This is a genomic window from Pluralibacter gergoviae ATCC 33028 = NBRC 105706 (genome assembly GCF_001598855.1).
Lineage (GTDB): Bacteria > Pseudomonadota > Gammaproteobacteria > Enterobacterales > Enterobacteriaceae > Pluralibacter > Pluralibacter gergoviae.
In genome coordinates this window covers 11,952-29,579 of record NZ_BCZS01000034.1, presented here as the reverse complement: position 1 = coordinate 29,579, position 17,628 = coordinate 11,952, and the positions used below count along the sequence as shown (strand labels likewise).

At 61.0% G+C, this 17,628-nt stretch carries 18 protein-coding genes; 5 read left to right on the top strand and 13 right to left on the bottom strand.

All coding sequences use genetic code 11. The features are described 5' to 3' along the window. Positions 1 to 119: 119 nt before the first annotated feature. The 11 genes from ENGE1_RS22360 to ENGE1_RS22310 all read right to left on the bottom strand — a co-directional run bounded on the left by ENGE1_RS22360 (position 120) and on the right by ENGE1_RS22310 (position 11,753). A complete protein-coding gene (locus ENGE1_RS22360; protein WP_045288058.1) occupies positions 120 to 1,241 on the bottom strand; it encodes a ribosomal protein uL16 3-hydroxylase in 1,122 nt (373 codons plus the stop codon). A gap of 702 nt (positions 1,242 to 1,943) precedes the next feature. After that, complete coding sequence (locus tag ENGE1_RS22355; protein ID WP_106913025.1) at positions 1,944 to 3,362, bottom strand: sugar porter family MFS transporter; 1,419 nt, start codon at positions 3,360 to 3,362, stop codon at positions 1,944 to 1,946. Positions 3,363 to 3,652: 290 nt separating this feature from the next. Further along, the gene (locus tag ENGE1_RS22350) at positions 3,653 to 4,561 is read right to left on the bottom strand and encodes a fimbrial protein (protein WP_043085408.1); all 909 of its coding nucleotides are present in this window, start codon (positions 4,559 to 4,561) and stop codon (positions 3,653 to 3,655) included. Positions 4,562 to 4,576: 15 nt separating this feature from the next. Continuing rightward, positions 4,577 to 5,080: a type 1 fimbrial minor subunit FimG gene (fimG, locus tag ENGE1_RS22345; protein WP_048254636.1), complete on the bottom strand. Its 504-nt coding sequence runs from the start codon at positions 5,078 to 5,080 to the stop codon at positions 4,577 to 4,579. 12 nt (positions 5,081 to 5,092) lie between these two features. Beyond that, positions 5,093 to 5,626 (bottom strand): type 1 fimbrial adaptor subunit FimF, encoded by a 534-nt coding sequence (gene fimF, locus ENGE1_RS22340; protein ID WP_048254634.1) that lies wholly within the window; start codon positions 5,624 to 5,626, stop codon positions 5,093 to 5,095. Between the two features lie 11 nt (positions 5,627 to 5,637). Continuing rightward, positions 5,638 to 8,226, bottom strand: coding sequence for a fimbrial biogenesis usher protein (locus ENGE1_RS22335; protein WP_048254633.1), 2,589 nt, complete (start codon positions 8,224 to 8,226; stop codon positions 5,638 to 5,640). 80 nt (positions 8,227 to 8,306) lie between these two features. Next, the gene (locus ENGE1_RS22330; protein WP_048254631.1) at positions 8,307 to 8,987 is read right to left on the bottom strand and encodes a fimbria/pilus periplasmic chaperone; all 681 of its coding nucleotides are present in this window, start codon (positions 8,985 to 8,987) and stop codon (positions 8,307 to 8,309) included. A 107-nt stretch (positions 8,988 to 9,094) separates the two neighbouring features. Further along, complete coding sequence (fimA, locus tag ENGE1_RS22325) at positions 9,095 to 9,637, bottom strand: type 1 fimbrial major subunit FimA (RefSeq protein WP_048254630.1); 543 nt, start codon at positions 9,635 to 9,637, stop codon at positions 9,095 to 9,097. 38 nt (positions 9,638 to 9,675) lie between these two features. Further along, complete coding sequence (locus ENGE1_RS22320) at positions 9,676 to 10,173, bottom strand: LuxR C-terminal-related transcriptional regulator (protein ID WP_064360764.1); 498 nt, start codon at positions 10,171 to 10,173, stop codon at positions 9,676 to 9,678. 337 nt (positions 10,174 to 10,510) lie between these two features. Next, the gene (locus ENGE1_RS22315) at positions 10,511 to 10,885 is read right to left on the bottom strand and encodes a FidL-like protein (RefSeq protein ID WP_053075606.1); all 375 of its coding nucleotides are present in this window, start codon (positions 10,883 to 10,885) and stop codon (positions 10,511 to 10,513) included. Positions 10,886 to 10,979: 94 nt separating this feature from the next. Then, on the bottom strand, positions 10,980 to 11,753 hold the full coding sequence (locus ENGE1_RS22310) for a winged helix-turn-helix domain-containing protein (RefSeq protein ID WP_043085419.1): 774 nt from the start codon (positions 11,751 to 11,753) through the stop codon (positions 10,980 to 10,982). Positions 11,754 to 12,136: 383 nt separating this feature from the next. Between ENGE1_RS22310 and ENGE1_RS22305 the strand changes: the two genes are divergently transcribed. Genes ENGE1_RS22305 through ENGE1_RS22285 form a run of 5 tightly spaced genes read left to right on the top strand, consistent with a single transcriptional unit; the run spans position 12,137 to position 15,699 of the window. Further along, a complete protein-coding gene (locus tag ENGE1_RS22305; protein ID WP_048254627.1) occupies positions 12,137 to 12,868 on the top strand; it encodes an HAD-IB family phosphatase in 732 nt (243 codons plus the stop codon). Beyond that, the gene (locus ENGE1_RS22300; RefSeq protein WP_048254626.1) at positions 12,865 to 13,740 is read left to right on the top strand and encodes an alpha/beta hydrolase; all 876 of its coding nucleotides are present in this window, start codon (positions 12,865 to 12,867) and stop codon (positions 13,738 to 13,740) included. The genes ENGE1_RS22305 and ENGE1_RS22300 overlap by 4 nt, the downstream gene beginning before the upstream one ends. Continuing rightward, positions 13,737 to 14,093, top strand: coding sequence for an EamA family transporter (locus ENGE1_RS22295; protein ID WP_048254625.1), 357 nt, complete (start codon positions 13,737 to 13,739; stop codon positions 14,091 to 14,093). The genes ENGE1_RS22300 and ENGE1_RS22295 overlap by 4 nt, the downstream gene beginning before the upstream one ends. Beyond that, positions 14,093 to 14,473, top strand: a complete 381-nt coding sequence (locus ENGE1_RS22290; protein WP_048254623.1) for a DMT family transporter — start codon at positions 14,093 to 14,095, stop codon at positions 14,471 to 14,473. The genes ENGE1_RS22295 and ENGE1_RS22290 overlap by 1 nt, the downstream gene beginning before the upstream one ends. Next, positions 14,470 to 15,699 (top strand): DegT/DnrJ/EryC1/StrS family aminotransferase, encoded by a 1,230-nt coding sequence (locus tag ENGE1_RS22285; protein ID WP_048254621.1) that lies wholly within the window; start codon positions 14,470 to 14,472, stop codon positions 15,697 to 15,699. The genes ENGE1_RS22290 and ENGE1_RS22285 overlap by 4 nt, the downstream gene beginning before the upstream one ends. On the opposite strand, the gene ENGE1_RS22280 is transcribed toward ENGE1_RS22285, so the two are convergent. Both ENGE1_RS22280 and ENGE1_RS22275 read right to left on the bottom strand, forming a co-directional pair. Next, a complete protein-coding gene (locus tag ENGE1_RS22280) occupies positions 15,662 to 16,546 on the bottom strand; it encodes an arginase family protein (protein WP_048254620.1) in 885 nt (294 codons plus the stop codon). The genes ENGE1_RS22285 and ENGE1_RS22280 overlap by 38 nt on opposite strands. Next, a complete protein-coding gene (locus ENGE1_RS22275) occupies positions 16,546 to 17,610 on the bottom strand; it encodes a GNAT family N-acetyltransferase (RefSeq protein ID WP_048273368.1) in 1,065 nt (354 codons plus the stop codon). Before ENGE1_RS22275 ends, ENGE1_RS22280 begins: the two co-directional genes overlap by 1 nt. Positions 17,611 to 17,628 lie beyond the last annotated feature (18 nt).

Genomic DNA, 17,628 nt, shown 5'->3' with positions numbered 1-17,628 from the left:
GCTGTTGATACTGCTATGGCATTCACGCATTGTAGGCCGTAAGCGCAGCGCCACCGGGCATTTCGCCGACGCTGACGCTTTACTCACCGTTTAACGCCTGCATCCGCAGGCGTTTTCATTTACTCACCGAAGTACCAGTAGCCCTGATTCACCAGCTCCGCCAGCGCGGCAACGAACGCCGGGTTGTCCAGCGCCTCGCCCAGCAACAGAGCGTCAACCTCGGTATAGCGGCTCAGCAGATCGGTGGCGCGGGCATCGGCCGGCGCGTAGGCCTCGCCGTTAATAAAGAAGCTGCCCTCAACGTTGAGCACCCGCAGGCCGCTCAGGCGGGTCAGCGTCTCGCCATTCAGCAGCGCCTCGCGCACTTCTTCCGGCGCGTAAGGCGGCTCCGCCGGGGCAATATCCAGCTCGTGGCGCGGCGTGGAGACAAAGCGGCCAAACCACTGCTTAAAATCTTCCGGCTGCTTCAGCATGTCGATCATCATGCCGCGTACGCGATCCAGCTCGTAGCCTTCCACGCGCCCCGCGTGCTGGCGAACCGTCAGGTCGGGATCGGCATAGTGGACGCCGCCGAGATCGTTTTCCAGCGCATAGTCGGCAAAGCCGGAGAGGAAGTCGCGCCCGTTGGGCCCGCGAAAGCCGACGGAGTAGTTGAGCGTATCTTCATAGGTAAAACCATCGTGCGGGAATCCCGGCGGAATATAGAGGATATCGCCGGGTTCCATCTCTTCGTCAATGATCGGCTCGAAGGGATCGACGTGCAGCAGGGCCGGATGCGGGCAGAACTGGCGCATCGGCAGCGCGTCGCCCACCCGCCAGCGGCGGCGGCCCATGCCCTGAATAATAAACACATCGTAGTTATCAATGTGCGGCCCGACGCCGCCGCCGGGCACCGAGTAGGAGATCATCAGATCGTCCAGCCGCCACTCCGGCAGAACGCGAAACGGGCGCACCAGCTCGGCGGAGGGCATGTGCCAGTGGTTCACCGCCTGGCAGAGAATCGACCAGCCGGTTTCGCCCAGCTCATCGAAGTGTTCAAACGGGCCGTAGCTGGCCTGCCACTGACCGTCGCTATGGCTCACCAGCCGGCTGCTGACCTCCGGCTCCATCGCCAGTCCCGCCAGCTCATCGGGCGTAATCGGATCGACAAAGTTCGGAAATGCGTTTTTCAGCACGACAGGTTTTTTTTGCCAGTATTTCTCAAGAAATTCCGGCCAGTTAAGATTGAGTTGATACGCCATAGTGACACCAGGTTAATAAGAAACGGCGCTGATTATGCGCGGGGTTTATTGGCGCTACCTTGCTGCGGGTCAAGGGTTGCCGTAAAAATGCGGCGGTGATTATCCGCCCGGGAAAATGAGGGCATTTATTGCGAAGGGCTTCGATTTTGCGCCCGGCAAATTTATGCAGGCGGATCCCGGCAACAATAGCGCAATGCTGATTGTCAGGGTTAATCACGGAAGAGGCACTGCAGCTCTGGCAAATAATTTTCCCTGGCGTTGCGATAGTCTGACAGGACCCAAATGTCGGTTCCCGAAAAGAGTGAAACTCTCGCAGTGGAAAACAGACACCAAAACTGCAGCGCGTTCCTCATGCCTGCAGTCACGCTAATCCGCCTCGCGCCGGCTGCTGGAGGCTTCAGGCCGCGCGGCGGGGTAAATCGCTGGCGCCGCCCGCAGAGAATGCGGTAGGGCCATGTATAATATATGTCAATGAAATGATCTAAATGGTAGCAACAGATGTGGCGTCCTGCGAACAGTGAATGTGCTCTGGTTCGCAAAACTGCCGCACAAAACGTGCTGATCGTTTAACGCGGCTTATGATTGCCAGCCGGACTGACCCCGCGTGCGGCGGGCGAAATAGCATCCGGCGATGCGGAGACGCAGGCGGGAGAAACAAAGCGATCGTCACCGATCGCTTTGCGGCAGGCGGAGGCAAAATGGTTACTTGCCCAGATCGCGCAGCTTATTCCCGGCCATCAGGTTCTTCTCAATATGCTCCAGCGTGACGCCCTTGGTTTCCGGCACCAGCCAGAAGGTGATGGCGATAAACAGCAGGTTAAAGCCGGTATAGAGCCAGAAAGTGCCGGCGGCGCCGATGCTGCCGAGCAGCGACAGGAAGGTGGCGCCGATAATCATATTCGCCACCCAGTTGGTGGTGGTTGAGCAGGTGATGCCGAAGTCGCGGCACTTCAGCGGCTGAATTTCCGAGCACAGGATCCACACCACCGGCGCGGCGCTCATGGCGTAGCCGCCGATGCACAGCATGGTCATGCCGACGGAGACCCAGGAGAGGCCGCTGCTGATATCACCCTCCCCGGCCTTCATCAGGCAGTAGCCCAGCACCAGGGTAGCGAAGGCCATCACCGAGAAGCCAATTTTGAGGATCGGCTTGCGCCCGGCCTTATCGACGGTGAACACGGCGATAAAGGTGGCGAACATAAAGGTCAGCCCCACCACCACGGTGGCGATCATCTGCTCGTGGGTGGTCCGGAAGCCGGCCATTTTAAAGATTTGCGGGGCGTAGTACATGATGATGTTCATACCGGTGAACTGCTGCATCCCCTGCAGCAGCATGCCGAGAAACACCGCCCGGCGAACGTTCTTATTGCTTTTAAACAGCGTAAAGCCGCCCTGCTTCATGCGCAGGCTTTCGCGGATCTCGTTGAGCTCCTGGCGCGCCTTGTCGGAGGTATCGCGCAGCATGCGCAGCACCTCTTCCGCTTCAACATGCAGTCCTTTCGCCGCCAGCCAGCGCGGGCTGTTGGGCAGGAAAACAACCATCGCAAACAGCACTACCGCCGGGATCGCCAGCACGCCGAGCATCGCCCGCCAGTTGCCGCTGTAGCTGAAGGCGGTATCGGAGAGAAAAGCCACCACGATGCCAAAGGTGATCATCAGTTGGTAGAGGCTGATCATCTTGCCGCGCACGTCTTCGGTGGCCATTTCGGAGAGGTAGAGCGGCGCGGTGTAGGAAGCAATGCCCACCGCGACCCCGAGCAGCACGCGGAACAGCAGCAGCAGCTCAAGGTTGCTGGCAAACGCCGAGCCGAGCGAGCCGATGATAAACAGCGCCGCGCCGGCCATCAGACTGTACTTGCGCCCGAGGCGGTGCGAAACCCAGCCGTTGCAAACGGCGCCGAGGGCGGCCCCCAGCATCATGCTGCTCACGACCCACTCCTGCTCGCGGCTGGTGAGGCTAAAATGGTCGGTAATAAACGGCAGCGCGCCGGAGATAACGCCGATATCCAGCCCGAACAGCAGGCCCGCCAGCGCCGCAGAAACCGAGACAAACAGATTCATTCTCCTGGCCTTCTGCCGGTGTTCACCGGCAAGGTCCAGGGCGTTATTAACATGAGACATCATCAGACTCGCTTATTCAGAACATAATATGCCCTGAAGCATACAAAGCCTGGACAATGAGGATTAGCGTCTATCCCTCCCTGGATATGGACATTACAGCTGTTGGCATAAGATTGTGACGTGGATCGAGTAACGCAGATAACTCAACCAGAATGTAAATAATCACCTTTCATTTCATAAAGATAACTAAAATTATTTTCCCTACCACAGAAAAACCCCTGCGCTGAATGCCCGATTGCGCCGCCGGACCGGCGCCTGAACGGTGCCGGAACATGAAAAATTCGCCTGTCCTACTGATAAACGAACGTCACCCCGACGATCGACTGTACATTTCCGGCAGTGACCTGCCCGCCGGTGCGCGCATAGGCGGCGGTCAGGCCAAGATCGACCGGCACGGTGCCGACCGTTCCCAGCGAAACCTGCTGATTTGCCGGCACGGCCAGCCCCGCGCGCAGCATCTGCACGCCGACGCCCGACGCGGGGGAGGCGGAGGCGGTATTGCTGAATATGGTATGCGCCGCATCCGCCGTGGCGCCGGAGAGCGAGTAGCCAAGCCGCTGGCTTTGCGCGCAGTGAATATTCACCGGCACCTTAATGCTGGCGGGATAATCGGGCAGCGTAACCGTCACGTCGCGGGAGGAGACATCACAGCCGCCCGTCGGCAGCACCACGTCATTGTTGGCGTAGATATTCCACGTAAAGGTAGTGGGATACCCGCCGTCAAAGGTGGCAATCTTATACACGCTCAGTACGGCGATCAGTTCGCCGCTTCTGATGAGCTTTCCGCCGGCGGCGCCGAGCGGGGTTAAATATAGCTTTAGCGGAAGCGGCGCGTAGCTCGTATTCGATATCGAATAATAGGGCGTATTGGCCGTCAGCGGGATTGGATAATATTTTCCCACCCAGTAGACGGCGCCCGAAAAATTATCAAGCGCCCCCTGGTAGGCCGATCCGCTGAGTAATTTCAGATGATCGACGTCGATATCCGGCGGCGCGGAGTCATTTTTACATTTAATCTCCTGAGTCAGGTCAACAATCAGATTCTGCCCGATGCCTATCTGCGGCGTGAGATTGACGTACAGATTGGCCGATCCCGTTTGTACCATCTGGCCGGTTGACAGGATTTTGCAGGTAAACGCACTGGCCCATAAGGGCACTGCGGTGAGCGCCAGCAGGAGTAATTTCACAACGCTTATCATGGTTTGCCGCCGGGATTACAAATAGGTGTAGGTGACGCTGATAAGCGCCTGAACAGAGCCCTGAGTCGCGCCGCCGTTAACCGACAGCGCCCTGACCTGAAGCGGAAAGCGGGCGGACTGGGCGCCGTCATCGACCGCCACCGTTTTTTTTGCCCCGTTATTTAGCCGGACTCCGCGGTCGTCCTGCAGTTCCAGCTGAATATTGCCCGCGCTGCCCTGGTTCTTGTAATAGCCGGTGCCGTCCTCCGGGCCGCTGAACAGCGCCGTTACCCTGGAGGTGCCCGTCGGACAGTTGCTTAAACGGAGCTCAACGCTGTGCCACGGTGACGATGCCCCGGCGCTCTGCAGGTCGTAGGTATAGAGATCGCCCAGGGCGACCGTCGCCCTGTCGGTGGACACCGTGCAGGGTCTGGCCACCACCCTGCCGTTAACGGTAATGGTCACGTCCGCTGCCGCAGCGCCCAGCGCCGTCGCGGCCAGGATGCAGACCGCGAAGTAGCGGCTGGCCTTTTCTCTCATCATCAACTCCGGTTACTGAAATTCCACGGTAAATGTCGCGGTAGCGCGCACCTGCCCGGCGGTCACCGGGACGCGGGTCGCCATCAGCCTTGCGTAAAAATTAAGCGTATTGCTCTCGCCCGGATGGAGCGTTATCCAGCGCAGGGAAGCGGGCGGTGCGTTAATGGGCAGCGGCACCTGCTGGTGATCCAGAATCTGGATCCCGGCGCCTGACGCCGCAGAGCCGCCGGGATCGAGCCTGAGCAGGGCGCTGTTTTCATCGTCTGCGGGGCCGCTATACCCCACCCTCACGGCGGTGGCTGAACCACCGCAGCGGGAGAGGAAGATCCGGAAGAGAACCTGCGGCGTGGCGGCGCCCACCGTACGAAGCTGGCGGGCGGAGTTTTTCAGCAAATCAACCTCAAAATCCTTTGAATCCCCGGCCACCTCGCAGGCGTTGTCCCGCACGTAGCCGCTAATCTCAATCGTGCTGCCGCCGTCAGCGCGCGCGCCGGCGCAGAGCGCCAGCAGCGAGGCGGTGATGAGGGGTACGGCTCTGGCTATCATTATCATTTTCCTCAGCGGCATATCGCCGTGGTGCGGGCCAGCGCCGTGCGGGAGCGCGATCCGGCCAGCGCATAGCGGGCCTCACAGCGTCCGCCCGGGCCGCTCCCCCACCGCACCTCAACCTTATCCGCCGGCGCCATGCCGCTCAGATAGACTTCACCGTCGTCCGCCACGATGCTGTGGACGCTGCCGGCGGTGACCTGGGCGCCGAACGGCACCGGCCTGCCGTTGTGCAGCAGCTTCAGCACCATTTTGACGCCCACCCTGGCATTAAAATCGGCGCGCACAACGGCGCCATAAGTCGGCACGACGTTAACCACCGTATCGTCAAGATCGACGTTGTCCGCGAGCGTGGTGGTATCGAGAGCGACGCGGTTCTCCCGGTACTCCATGGCGTAGGGCAGCACGGCATATCCGCGCCCGTCGGTGCGCACCCCCGTCTGGTTTTCGACTTTAACGTCGCCCGCGCCGGGGGCCTTTACCAGTACCACGGTGTCGTTGAGCGGCTGGCTGAGAGTGACGCCATTGGCGTGAGCGAGAATACCGCCGCTGATACCGTAGTAGAGCTGTTTCGCCCCGTCGCCGCGGCTGTAGCCAACGTTGGCATTGCCGCTGCTGCCGCGGTAATTCAGCGATGCGTAGCCGGTTTCGCTGCGGCTGCCGGCGCCGCCCCGAGCGTAGCCGGTCTGCATGCTGTAGCTGAGGTTTCTCTCCTCAAGCAGCGTGCCGTACAGCCCGGCCAGCTGGGTCACCCGCCCGTGCAGATCGCGCGACATACTGTAGCTGGCGCTGGCCCGCCGCCAGGCCGGATGGCTGCTGGAGTTCAGCCAGTGGCTGAAGGGGATATTGAGATTGAAGGCCAGCAGGCTATCGCGCCCGCGCTGCCAGGCCGTTTTCGTCAGGCTGTAGCTGAGGGTCCAGCTGATATCCTCCACCACGCTGTTAAAACCGATCTGGAGCTGCTCATCTGCCCTGCCGGTTGACCAGTAAGTCTGATGGCTGCCGCTCAGGTAAAGGGTCGAGGCTGACCCCAGCTGCTGGTTGATGTTCACCTGGAGCCTGCCGCGCCTGCTGAAGCGAAGATTATATTCATCGGCGATCCGGCGCTCGCCCGGCAGCCCCTGTTCATCCTCCTCGCTCCGATAGCCGGACATCTGCCGCCACGCCGTGTCGGCCAGCGTATAGTAGCCGCGCGTGGAATAGCGGTAGCCCATAAGCTGGACGTTGGTGCCGGTGGCATTCAGCGATTTGCTGTAGAGAAGCCGCACGGACTGCCCCTGGTGCCGGCTGCCGTCCGCCAGCCGGGCCTGCGCCTGGGTAATATCCAGCGAGACCGCTCCCGCCTCACCCATATTTTTACCCGCCCCCAAATTAAAGGCGCGATAGCGGGAGGCGAACTGGCTGCCGCCGTACAGCGTCCAGCCGGAGGGCAGCCCGTGCAGAAAGGTCGCCTGCAGCAGCGTCGGCTGCTTCTGCCGGCCGCCGCCGCTGCGGTATTCTCCGGCAGTCAGCGCGTAGCGGGTGTGCCCCTCGCGCTGCAGGAGCGGGACCGAGGACCAGGGCACGGTGAAGGTCTGCGCTGTGCCGTCGGCCTCTTTGATAGCCACCTGCAGATCGCCGCCGTTGCCGGCGGCATACAGATCGTTAATCACAAACGGGCCCGGCGGCACCGTGCTCTGGTAAATTTCATAGCCATTTTGTTTGATAGTGACCTGCGCCGTGCCGCGCGCAATACCGCGAACTTCCGGCGCAAATCCCTTCTGACTGTCCGGCAGCATATTATCGTCGGTGGCCAGCTGTACGCCGCGAAAGTTGATACCGTCAAAGATATCGCCGCTGGTGTAGCTGTCCCCGACGGTCAGCCGGGAGCGCAGCGGCGCAATATCGCGCTCCAGCCAGCTGTTAATATGCTGCCAGCGGCTCCGGCTGGCGGCACCATCGGCGCGCATGTAGCGCCATGTCGTGTTATCCCGCAGCCGCCAGGCGCCGGCGTTAAAACCGCTCTGCACATTCAGGTAGGCCGTACTGCTGCTGCTGCCCCCGCTGCGCATGCTGCCACCGCTAAAGTTATAGTTCAGCAGGCCTGCCGTAATGCCCTGATCCCACTGCGAAGGGGGAATATAGCCGCGCGCGCGGTTGCCCATGGATGCCTGCGGCACAGTGAGGTAAAGACGCTGTTCGCCTACGTCAAGGCGGCTGGTCGCCTCGCGGATAATGTCGGTAAGATCCCGGCAGCGGTCGGCCTGCGGGGCTGCGGCGGGGGTATCCACCCCCATCGCGGCGAGCTGATTTAGCGTCAGGCAGGGCAGTAACCCCTGCGGGTTTTTCCCTTCGTGAAAAGTCACGTCGCGGGTGGCGATAAATTGATCGTTGAGATAAATATCGACCCGGTAGATCCCCGGCGGCAGCTCCTGCCCTTTTTCAAATCGCGAGAGGTCGGCCACGGCCGCCGGATCGTCTGCCAGAAAGCGCGGATTAAACCACAGCGCCGCCTCGACGAAGGTCGGCTGAACGGCAACGCAGAATGCCAGCGGCGCCCTGATCAACAGGTTAATCGCGCGAAAATAAATATGCGACAGTCCATATTTCCAATATGACATAGTCCCTCCGGCGTGAAATCACCCGGCGATAAGTTCTTATTGTTATATTCAGCGATATTGCGGGCCGATCCCGGCAATGGTTACAGTGAATGATGTAGCGGCGGCGTCAGAGCGCCATAATCATTGATCGTCTGCCAGGTAATCGTGTTACCGGCATCAGCCGGCAGGCTGACCGACGTCTCCCCCAGGGGGGGCACCAGCGCATGATCCAGCGCGCGGCTCCCGGCTTTTAATTCGGTAACGGTCAGATAATAGGGCGTAGGGTTAATGAGCATCAGGCGCGAACCGCGGCGACGAAAGGCTAATTTTTGCGCGGCCTGCTCCGGCGCCGGCGTCAGCTTTTCCGGGCGATAGAGGAGCTTTATGCGGCTGATGATCGCCAGCTGAAGCGTATTGCTGTTCAGTTTTCCCTTATCCATTGCCGGAATGGCTTTGACGTTCAGCCAGAACAGACTTTCGCGATCCTGCGGCAGCCGGTTGTCCGTCGCATTGACGATCCGCAGGGTATTCTCTTTTTTTCCCGCCATGGCAAACAGCGGCGGCGTGACAATAAAGCGCGGATCTTTTTTGCCGGCGCTATTTTCAACCCATGACTGAATAAGCCAGGTACCATTGTCTTTATTGCTGATAACCGCAAGCGGCACCTGCTTCTGATCCGCTGGAAAAATAACCCGCGTTGCGCCCAGCGCTACGCCGGCCTGTGCTGCGGCTGAAAAAAGCGTTATGCCCGCTATCAGCAGCCAGGATGGCATGACTCGCATGGCCCGTTTTATCTTTTTCACCTTACCTTACAGCCCTGTCGTTAAATCATATCCGTTAACGTCCGTGGGCCGTCCTGGCCCGGGTTGCGTCCTTGCGCATTGACGTCCTATTCGTACTGAACTTTAAACGTGGCATCCGCATTCGCCGTTCCCGCCGTCGCAACGCCGGTGGCGTAGTAGCGGGCCTGGAATGGCAAAACGGTGGGGCCGTTATTTAACGTGGTCGCCGCGCTATAGCTCTCGCCATCCAGCTTCAGCGCCGTACCGGTTCTGTCGAGGATCTGAACACCGACGTTAGTTGCCCCGCCCGCAGCTGAACTCTGTAGCGCCAGCACCGTTGTATTGGTGCTGTCAACGGCGGCGCCGCTGAAGGCGATGGACGCTTTGCTCACTAAGGTGGTATCGCAGTCGTCGAGCTGAATATTAAAGCCTACGGCAGTGCTGGTTGCTCCCGCCTCAGCGAGCTTTGCGGACCGCACCTGGCCAAGCTGAACCGTCTGATCCACGGAGCCGGCATCCACCGCACAGCCGGTGTTGACGACCTCGCCTCTGAAGTGAACCTTCCCGCCGTTTACCGACACAGGATCGGCCAGCGCCGTGCCGCAGGCCACCGATAAGGCGGTGGCAAAAACCAGGGATAATTTATTCACGATAGTGCTCCTGTTTTATACTGATATACTCACTTCCATTATGAAAGCCTGTTTTTAATGCAGAGTTCCTGTAACTTTATTCTGTTTACGCACCCCAGCTTTTTCATCAGGCTATTGCGATAAGAGTAGGTTGTTTTAGGTGACAAACACATTGACTCAGCAATTTCTTTATTTCCCTGGCCGCGCCGCATCATCCTTAACACCTGCTTCTCACGCTCACTTAATGTAAATCTGGTGCGATAGCGTTCAGCACCTCCTTTTACCCTAAAGAAATCACGTATTGCGGTAAGATCACTTTTTTTATTAAACACAACGATATTGTCAAATATTTCCGACTTATAATAGGCGAGATCATCAGAAGCAAATGCGACCAGCTGCTTTCCCTGAAAACTTTCGCGGTTATATTCATTCTCATCATAACAATCGAGATCGATAATGACGACGGCCTCTGTAGCGACCTGTTGGCCTAACAACTCCGTCAGGCCGAGCCTGAAATAGCGGTCATCGGTGATAATCGTAGTCACGTTTTTCATCATCAGACAAACTCTCTTAAACAGGGATGAAGCCCCGGCGGCAATTAATCCTCAGCGCGCCTGTTTTCCTCTGGTGCTGGCGCAGTAGAGCGATGGGGAATATTTACCGCACTGCTTCTGACACCCCATATGCTACGCCGCGGCAACTAAACGGCAATAAATATCAATAATATCTATTTATTTCGAATATAATTCTTAATTATAAGAAAATTACAGGTTATACAACCAGGAATGAGCGTTAACCCTTCAAAAGACAGGGAGTAGCGCCGGCAAACGCGTTGCGCGTCCGGGCGCTGACCCCACCTCAAAAGTGTTATCTGCGCCACGCTGACGCCGCGTTTTATTTAGGAATGCAGAGAAAGAAGGGAGAGTAGAGTGAGCTGATGAGGAACGCGTTTTCCTGTTTCTTGATCTGAATGTAGCGCCCGTGCTGAATATCGGGGCTTAAAAACAGCTTGGACATCACCTCGTTATTAACATTATCGATTCCTCGTTTCGAGATCGTAATGTTGGTCAGGTGATAGATATCATCCTCATTCTTGCTGTAGTTAAAGCGATAAGAGCGCTCCACGTTGTATTCATGATTGTGATACCTGACTATCCCGGAAACATCCATATAGCCGCGGGTGTTTTTCTCGATAAACATAAAAGTGCTCAGCTCGCCGTGGAAATCAGATACGTCAGAATCGACAATCAGATTGGACGAGCAGTCCACCTGTACAAGGTCACGGCTGCTGCATAGAATAAACTCAAGGATAAGGATGAAAAATGCCGCAGCAGTAAAGCTCAGGACAAAAGTATAAAAATACTTATTTGATATATTCATAATCAGATTTGTAGTAATTGAGGCAAGACATAATTGTTTTTTTCGCCGCATCGCTAAAAGAACAGCGGGAGAGGTAAAGCCGCCCTTTCTTCCCCGCCAGCACACTTTCCGAGGCGCTAAAATAGTAGACTTGCTCACCGGAGCAAAACATCCGGTTACGCTTGATCACATCGGCGACAATATTGATTCCGTCGCGTTTCTGACCCTCGCTGACGGGCGACAGGGATCTGACCTGACAGCGATCGATGCTCCCCATCGGCCGCTCCTCGCTGCGATCGCTGCAGGCCAGAAAATCCAGATGCGTGGCCAGAAACAGCAGGGCGAGCCCCCCCAGCAGCAGTACGCTTACCCGGCGTAAACGCTCGCGATGCGGTTCGCTCTCCTGCGCCGTCGCTGGCAGGTTAACGGCGCGTTTCTTCTCCTCACGCTCCTCGGCTTCAATATGAACGCCTTCGGCAATCATAAATCCCACTTTCGGAACCGTAACAATAAGCTCCTGCTGAAAGCCGAGATTGCGAAAAGCGCTCCTTAAGTCAGAGATATATTTATTAAGGCTATTTCCGGAAGTCTTGAGGCCGTGTGCGTCCCAGACATTCTGCAGAATTTCATCGCGAAAAATGACTCTGCCGCGGTGCAGGAGAAGATATTCCAGCAGACGACTGGTGGTCACCGTCAGCGTGACGCCAATATCTTCACTGACCCATACCGCGCCATCTTCGCTACGGAACTGAACCAGTCCGCCAATAGTGTAAACCATAACGCTCCTTGTCCTTTTCGGACCCAACGCGTGCCCGCATCGGAAAATAACTCTTCCGGGTTATATATTCTGCAGCCAGGCGATTAAATACGGGTACTGAATGATTGTTAATTAGATAAGAGGTGTCTACTCCCTGAATATAATAACGTTTTCGGCACATCGCTGAGTCATCATATGCGCGCATTTTACACTTTGTTTCATTTATCTTATCCGCTCCCGGACGGCTAACCGGGCCGGTAATCACTTTGATCGTTGAGAATCTATTTATCACCCGCGCTCTATACTGGCCGGGTACTGATGCATCCTTATTCTCCGGCTCCTCACCGTGATAAGATGCTTACTCTCCACGACTCTAATCACGGCCGAGGCCGTAAGCAGATACCATGACCAGACTACCGCCCCACCACTGGCAAGCCCCCTGGACGATTTTTTGTGATTTTGACGGCACCATCAGCGATTGCGATGTGACCGACAGACTGCTGGAGAACTTTGGCCGCCCCGGCTGGGAGGATCTTGAGACGCGCTGGCTGAATGGCGAGATAGGCTCCGCGGCCTGCATGGCCGGTCAGGTCGCGTTGCTGGATATGTCCCGCAGCGAACTGGAGGCGCTGCTGAGCACCGTGCGCGTTGATGCCGACTTTCTGCGCTTCACGCAGCTGGCCGCGCGCTGCGGCTTTCCTCTGCATATCGTCAGCGACGGTCTGGACTCTGCCATCTACTGGCTGCTGGCGCGCGCCGGCATTGGCGGCGTACCGGTTATCGCCAACCTGCTGGAACAGGTTGGCGAACGGCGCTGGCAGCTGCGCTCGCCGTGGGCCTCCGCGGCCTGTAAAGGCGGCAGCGGCGTCTGCAAGTGCGCGGTGATGCGCCAGCGCGCCCCGGGCTTGTCCCTGCTGGTCGGCGACGGACGCTCCGACTTCTGCCTGGCCCATGAGGCCAGCCACGTTTTCGCCCGCGGCAGCCTGCTGGCCGAGTGCCGGCGCGACAACCTTCCCCACACCGCCGTCAGCAATTTCCGCGAAGCCTGCGCCGCGCTGGAGGCGCTCACCGGCCTGCGCGGAGAACCGTTGCCGGAAGCGGCGTTCAATCCGCTGCGGCCCTGGAGGCTGGCATGATCGGCAACCACGAAATTCACCTCGCGGGCAACCGCACCGGCGTGCTGCTGATCCACGGCCTGACCGGGACCCCCAGCGAGATGCGCGACGTGGCGCGGCGGCTGCACAGCGGCGGCGGCTATACGGTGCACTGCGTGCAGCTCGCCGGACACTGCGGCGACGTTGACGACCTGATCGCCACCGGCTGGCGCGACTGGTATCAGAGCGTGGTGGACGCCGCCGCGCGGCTGCGCCAGGAGGTGGACTATCTGTTCGTCGGCGGCCTGTCGATGGGCGCGATACTGGCCCTGAAGTACGCCAGCGCGCACCCGGTAGCGGGGGTGCTGGTCTACGGCGCCACTTTCCGCGCCGACGGCTGGAGCATCCCGGCCAGCGCCCGGCTGCTTGCGCCGCTGCTGCCGCTGGCGACAAGGCTGCGCATCGGGCGGCGGCGCACGGTCGATGAAATGGAGCCCTACGGTATCCGCAATGAGATCCTGCGCCGGCGAATAGCCAAAGCGATGCTCGGCGGCGACAGCGGCGCGGCGGGATTGCCGGGTAACCCCTGGCCCTCGCTGAGCGAAATGATCCACCTCTCGCGCAACGTGCGGCGCAACCTGTGGCGGGTGGCCGATCCCTGCCTGATACTGCACGCCGAACACGACGATGTGGCCCACCGCCGCAACGCCCTGCTGGTGCGTAAACGCGTCAGCGGCCCGTGCGAGCTGGCGCTGCTGAAAAACAGCTACCACATGATAACCATCGATAACGACCGCGATGAGCTGGTCAGCCGCAGCCTGCAGTTTATTGCCCGCAACGCCTGCCCCGCCTCGCCCCCATCGCACGGCGCGGAGTGGAAGCCTGAGCGGGTCACCGGGAGTGCCCTGCTGTGAGCCAACTCACTCTTCTGCTGTGGCTGCTCAATGTCATCGTAGATACCGTCGGCCAGCTGGCCTTTAAAGCCGCGGCCCGCGACAGCGTCGGCCACAGCGGCCTGCGCCAGTGGCGGATCATGCTCAGGCGCCCCTGGATCTGGCTAGGGGTCGGCAGCTACGTACTGGAGTTCGTGCTGTGGCTGGCCTTCCTCGCGCTGGTGCCGCTGTCGGTGGGCGTCATGCTTGGCTCCATTAACGTGGTGGTAATTATGCTGGCGGGTCGCCTGTGGTTTAACGAGGCGCTGAGCCGCTGGCGGGTAGCGGGGATCCTGCTTATCGCCGCCGGCGTCGGCGTCGTGGGAATAGGTTAATGAAGCGTTTCTATCTTCTGGGCTTCCTGACGCTGATGCTGTTCGATACCCTCGCCCAGGTCAGCTTTAAGTACGCCTCTCTGCACGCCGGGCCGCTGGTGATGGATATCGCCTGGCTGGGCCGGGTGTTCGGACACATCTGGATCTACGGCGCCTTCGTCGGCTATATCGGCGCCTTCTTTACCTGGATGACGCTGCTCAAGTACGCCCCGGTGGGCCCGGCCTTCGCCGCCTCGCATCTGGAGATCGTCAGCGTGACCCTGCTGTCTATCTGGCTGTTTGACGATGCCCTGACGCTGTCGAAGGTGGCCGGCGGGCTGCTGATCCTCGCCGGCGTGCTGTGCCTGGCGCGCGGCGAGGCGCAGGCGCCGCAGCCGTGAAGCGGGAGCTGCCGCCAACCGACGGCCTGCCGCTGCGCGCCGGCGATCTGTTCGGGGCAGACGCCGATCTCGCCGCGACTCTCGCCCGCCTGCTGGCCATTCCCCGCCCGCTGCTCACCTGCTCGGGAACGGCGGCGCTGGTGGTTGCCCTGCGGGTGCTGAAGCAGCGGTCTCCCTCACGCTCGCGGGCGATCGTCGGCGGCTGGAGCTGCCCGCTGGTGCCGCTGGCGGCGGCCCTCTGCCCCGGCGTGGAGTTTGTGCTCTGCGATCTGGCGGAAAACAGCCTCGACCTCTGCCCGACGATGCTCACCAGGCTGTGCGATGAAGCGCCGCCGCTGGCGATTATTGTCACCCACCTGGCGGGCAGAGTCAGCGATACCGCCCCGGCGCTGGCCTGCGCCCGCCGCTGCGGCGCGGCGGTAATCGAGGATGCCGCCCAGGCGCTGGGGGCGCGGGTCGGGGATGAGAGCGTCGGGCTGCGGGGTGATATCGGCTTTTTCAGCCTGGCGTTTGGCAAGGGGCTGACCAGCGGCGAAGGCGGCGTGCTGTTCAGCCGCGATCCCGACCTCCGCGCCGATCTGCAGCGGGAAGCGCTGGCCGCCCTGCCCGTGCGGCGCGGATGGGAACTGCGGCGCAGCGCGGCGCTGCTGGGCTACGCCGCGCTCTATAACCCTGTCGGGCTGCGCGCCGCCTACGGCCTGCCGCTGCGCCGGGCGCTGCGCCGGGGCGATGTCATCGCCGCCGTCGGCGACGACTTTACCGCCGGCGACATTCCGCTCCATGCGCTGGGCCACTGGCGGGCGGGCGTCGCGGCGCGGGCGGCGGCGCGGCTGCCGGACTACTGGTCCCGCGGGCAGCGGCGCGCCGAACGGCGCATCGCCGCCCTGCGCACGCTGCCGGGCGTGGAGGTATTCGCCGATCGTCCCGGCGAGCGCGGCGTGTGGCCTTTTTTACTGATCCGCCTGCCGACCGGGGCCGCCCGCGACGCGGTGCTGGCAGCGCTGTGGGACCGGGGCGCGGGCGTGACCCGGCTGTTTGCCCGCGCGCTGGCGGACTACCCGGCGCTGGCGGACCGGTTTACTGATGCATCGCCGCAGGCGCAGGCGCGCAGCCTTGCCGCCCGCACCCTCACCCTGACCAACTCGTCCTGGCTGACCGACGGCGACTTTGCGGCCATCGTGGCCTGCATCAGTCTGCAGCTTCGTCGGCTATCCACGCCCCGCTGAGCGCCGCCAGCAGCCGCCGGTTGAGCGCCTGCTGGGGCGCCTGCCAGCGCCGCAGCTCCTCCTCCTCCGGCACGCGCTGGCCGTCGGCGCCGCTGAGCAGGCGCTTGAAGCGGCTGCGGTAGCGCCACTGCGACACATCGCCGGTAATATCCGCCCCCGCCAGCCGCCCCCGACAGCGGGCAATCAGCCGCAGCAGATCCTGCTCGCGAAAAGTCCCCTGGTCCCAGTTGGTGCTGACCACCGCCGGACTGAGCACGTCTTTATCAATCGACAGATAGACCGGCAGCGCGCCTACCTGCGGCAGGAGGGCATCGAGCAGCGCATCGGCATGGTCAAAATTGCGCGCGGCATCGGGTCTGCCGATCAGCCGCGTCCAGCGGGCGGGCCGGCCGACGCTCCAGTAGGTCAGCTTACCGCTCATCAGCGGCCGCCAGTGGTTCTCCCAGGCGTGGCCCGCGCCGATATCGGCAGAGCTGATGCCGATAACGTGTACCGCCGCCACCTGCGGCAGGCGGCTGGCCCAGTAGACCCAGGAGCCGCAGTGGATGCCGAACGGATAGCGCATATTGTCCGGGTGGTTGTCGCAGACGATAAGCTGCACCGGCCGGTTCGCGGGGAGCCTGCTGAGCAGCAGCCAGCTCAGGTGGTGATAGTCGCCGCTGCCGGTGAAGACCGCGCCGGTCTGCGCCGGGAGCTGCGGCGACAGCCAGCACGCAAAGTTACGGAACTGCCGCCAGCCGCAGCCGAAGCGGATGGCCTCCTGGTAGCGCCGGAGATCCACCGCCTGCGCGCCGGGAAAGTGCCCGGCCGCATCGTCAAAGTTAAGCACCACCGTCCGCCGCGACATCAGGCTTCTCCCTGCTGCAGAAGGATATCGCTGTCGCTCTCAAAATGGTGCGACAGACGGCGAAGCAGCGCCCGCAGCAGCGGATTGCGCACCCAGACCAGGTGGCGGGTCATGGTAAAGCTGGCCCCCAGCTGGGCCTTCACCTGCGGGTCGGTCCAGCCCGCCACGTAGTAGCGCAGCCCCTGCTCGATGGCGTACTCCAGATTGGCAAACCAGCTGACGAAATAGAGGTTGAAGCGCAGCGCCTGCGCGTAGTCGAAGCCGATATATTTATCGACAAGATTGCCGCCGTGAACGTAGCAGAGGTTAAAGCCCACCAGATGATCATCGTGCCAGTAGCAGAACAGGCGTCCGCCGCTGTCCGGGTCCTGCAGCAGGGCGTCGAAGAAGTCGGCGCTGAGCCTGTCGAAGTGGATCTCGCTCTGGTCGTATACCGCCAGATAGTAGCGGTAGAGCGTCCCGCGCCACGCCGCCGAGGCGAGGCGCGGATCGCCGGTAGGCAGGATCTCAAGGCGCAGCGCGTCCCGGCTGCGCAGCTTGCGCCGCAGGTTGCGGCGGCGGCTGTGGGAGAGCCGGGCCAGATATTCATCGATACTGTCGAAGTGGACCGGGACGTAGGCCAGCGCCTGCCCGGCGACGCTGATAAAGCCCTCCCGCGGCGCGAGGGCGAACAGCCGCCGCGCCGCGAGGTTATCAGCGGCCGGCAGCAGCGGCGAGTCGCAGGGCAGATCTTTGATAATGGTCAGCGCCGGGGAGCCGGGGAGCCGGCGGGCGCGCCGCAGATAGTCAGCAGGTTCGATGCCCACCGGCTGCGGGGAGTATTCGCTGACCGTGGTACCGATGAAGCAGGCGGGCCAGCGCAGCAGCCGCCGCCAGACGCGGAAGCCCGGCAGGCGGCTGAGCCTGTCGCGGTCGTCATTGTTGAGGGTAGTCAGCAGATCGAAGCGGGTGGTAAACCAGGGCGTACCGTCCGCCGCGGCATGAGCCAGAAATCCGTCCGGCGGATGGCGGATGAAGGCGTCGATAAGGGCCTGGGGCTCCAGGCCGTGGTGACAGGCAGCCATAGGGTAACTCCGGCGTCT

Bases quoted from the DNA above. Each gene is read 5' to 3' on its own strand.
- ENGE1_RS22360 (WP_045288058.1), bottom strand. From the start codon at position 1,241: ATGGCGTATCAACTCAATCTTAACTGGCCGGAATTTCTTGAGAAATAC.
- ENGE1_RS22355 (WP_106913025.1), bottom strand. From the start codon at position 3,362: ATGTCTCATGTTAATAACGCCCTGGACCTTGCCGGTGAACACCGGCAG.
- ENGE1_RS22350 (WP_043085408.1), bottom strand. From the start codon at position 4,561: ATGATAAGCGTTGTGAAATTACTCCTGCTGGCGCTCACCGCAGTGCCC.
- fimG (WP_048254636.1), bottom strand. From the start codon at position 5,080: ATGAGAGAAAAGGCCAGCCGCTACTTCGCGGTCTGCATCCTGGCCGCG.
- fimF (WP_048254634.1), bottom strand. From the start codon at position 5,626: ATGATAGCCAGAGCCGTACCCCTCATCACCGCCTCGCTGCTGGCGCTC.
- ENGE1_RS22335 (WP_048254633.1), bottom strand. From the start codon at position 8,226: ATGTCATATTGGAAATATGGACTGTCGCATATTTATTTTCGCGCGATT.
- ENGE1_RS22330 (WP_048254631.1), bottom strand. From the start codon at position 8,987: ATGCGAGTCATGCCATCCTGGCTGCTGATAGCGGGCATAACGCTTTTT.
- ENGE1_RS22320 (WP_064360764.1), bottom strand. From the start codon at position 10,173: ATGATGAAAAACGTGACTACGATTATCACCGATGACCGCTATTTCAGG.
- ENGE1_RS22310 (WP_043085419.1), bottom strand. From the start codon at position 11,753: ATGGTTTACACTATTGGCGGACTGGTTCAGTTCCGTAGCGAAGATGGC.
- ENGE1_RS22305 (WP_048254627.1), top strand. From the start codon at position 12,137: ATGACCAGACTACCGCCCCACCACTGGCAAGCCCCCTGGACGATTTTT.
- ENGE1_RS22300 (WP_048254626.1), top strand. From the start codon at position 12,865: ATGATCGGCAACCACGAAATTCACCTCGCGGGCAACCGCACCGGCGTG.
- ENGE1_RS22290 (WP_048254623.1), top strand. From the start codon at position 14,093: ATGAAGCGTTTCTATCTTCTGGGCTTCCTGACGCTGATGCTGTTCGAT.
- ENGE1_RS22280 (WP_048254620.1), bottom strand. From the start codon at position 16,546: ATGTCGCGGCGGACGGTGGTGCTTAACTTTGACGATGCGGCCGGGCAC.
- ENGE1_RS22275 (WP_048273368.1), bottom strand. From the start codon at position 17,610: ATGGCTGCCTGTCACCACGGCCTGGAGCCCCAGGCCCTTATCGACGCC.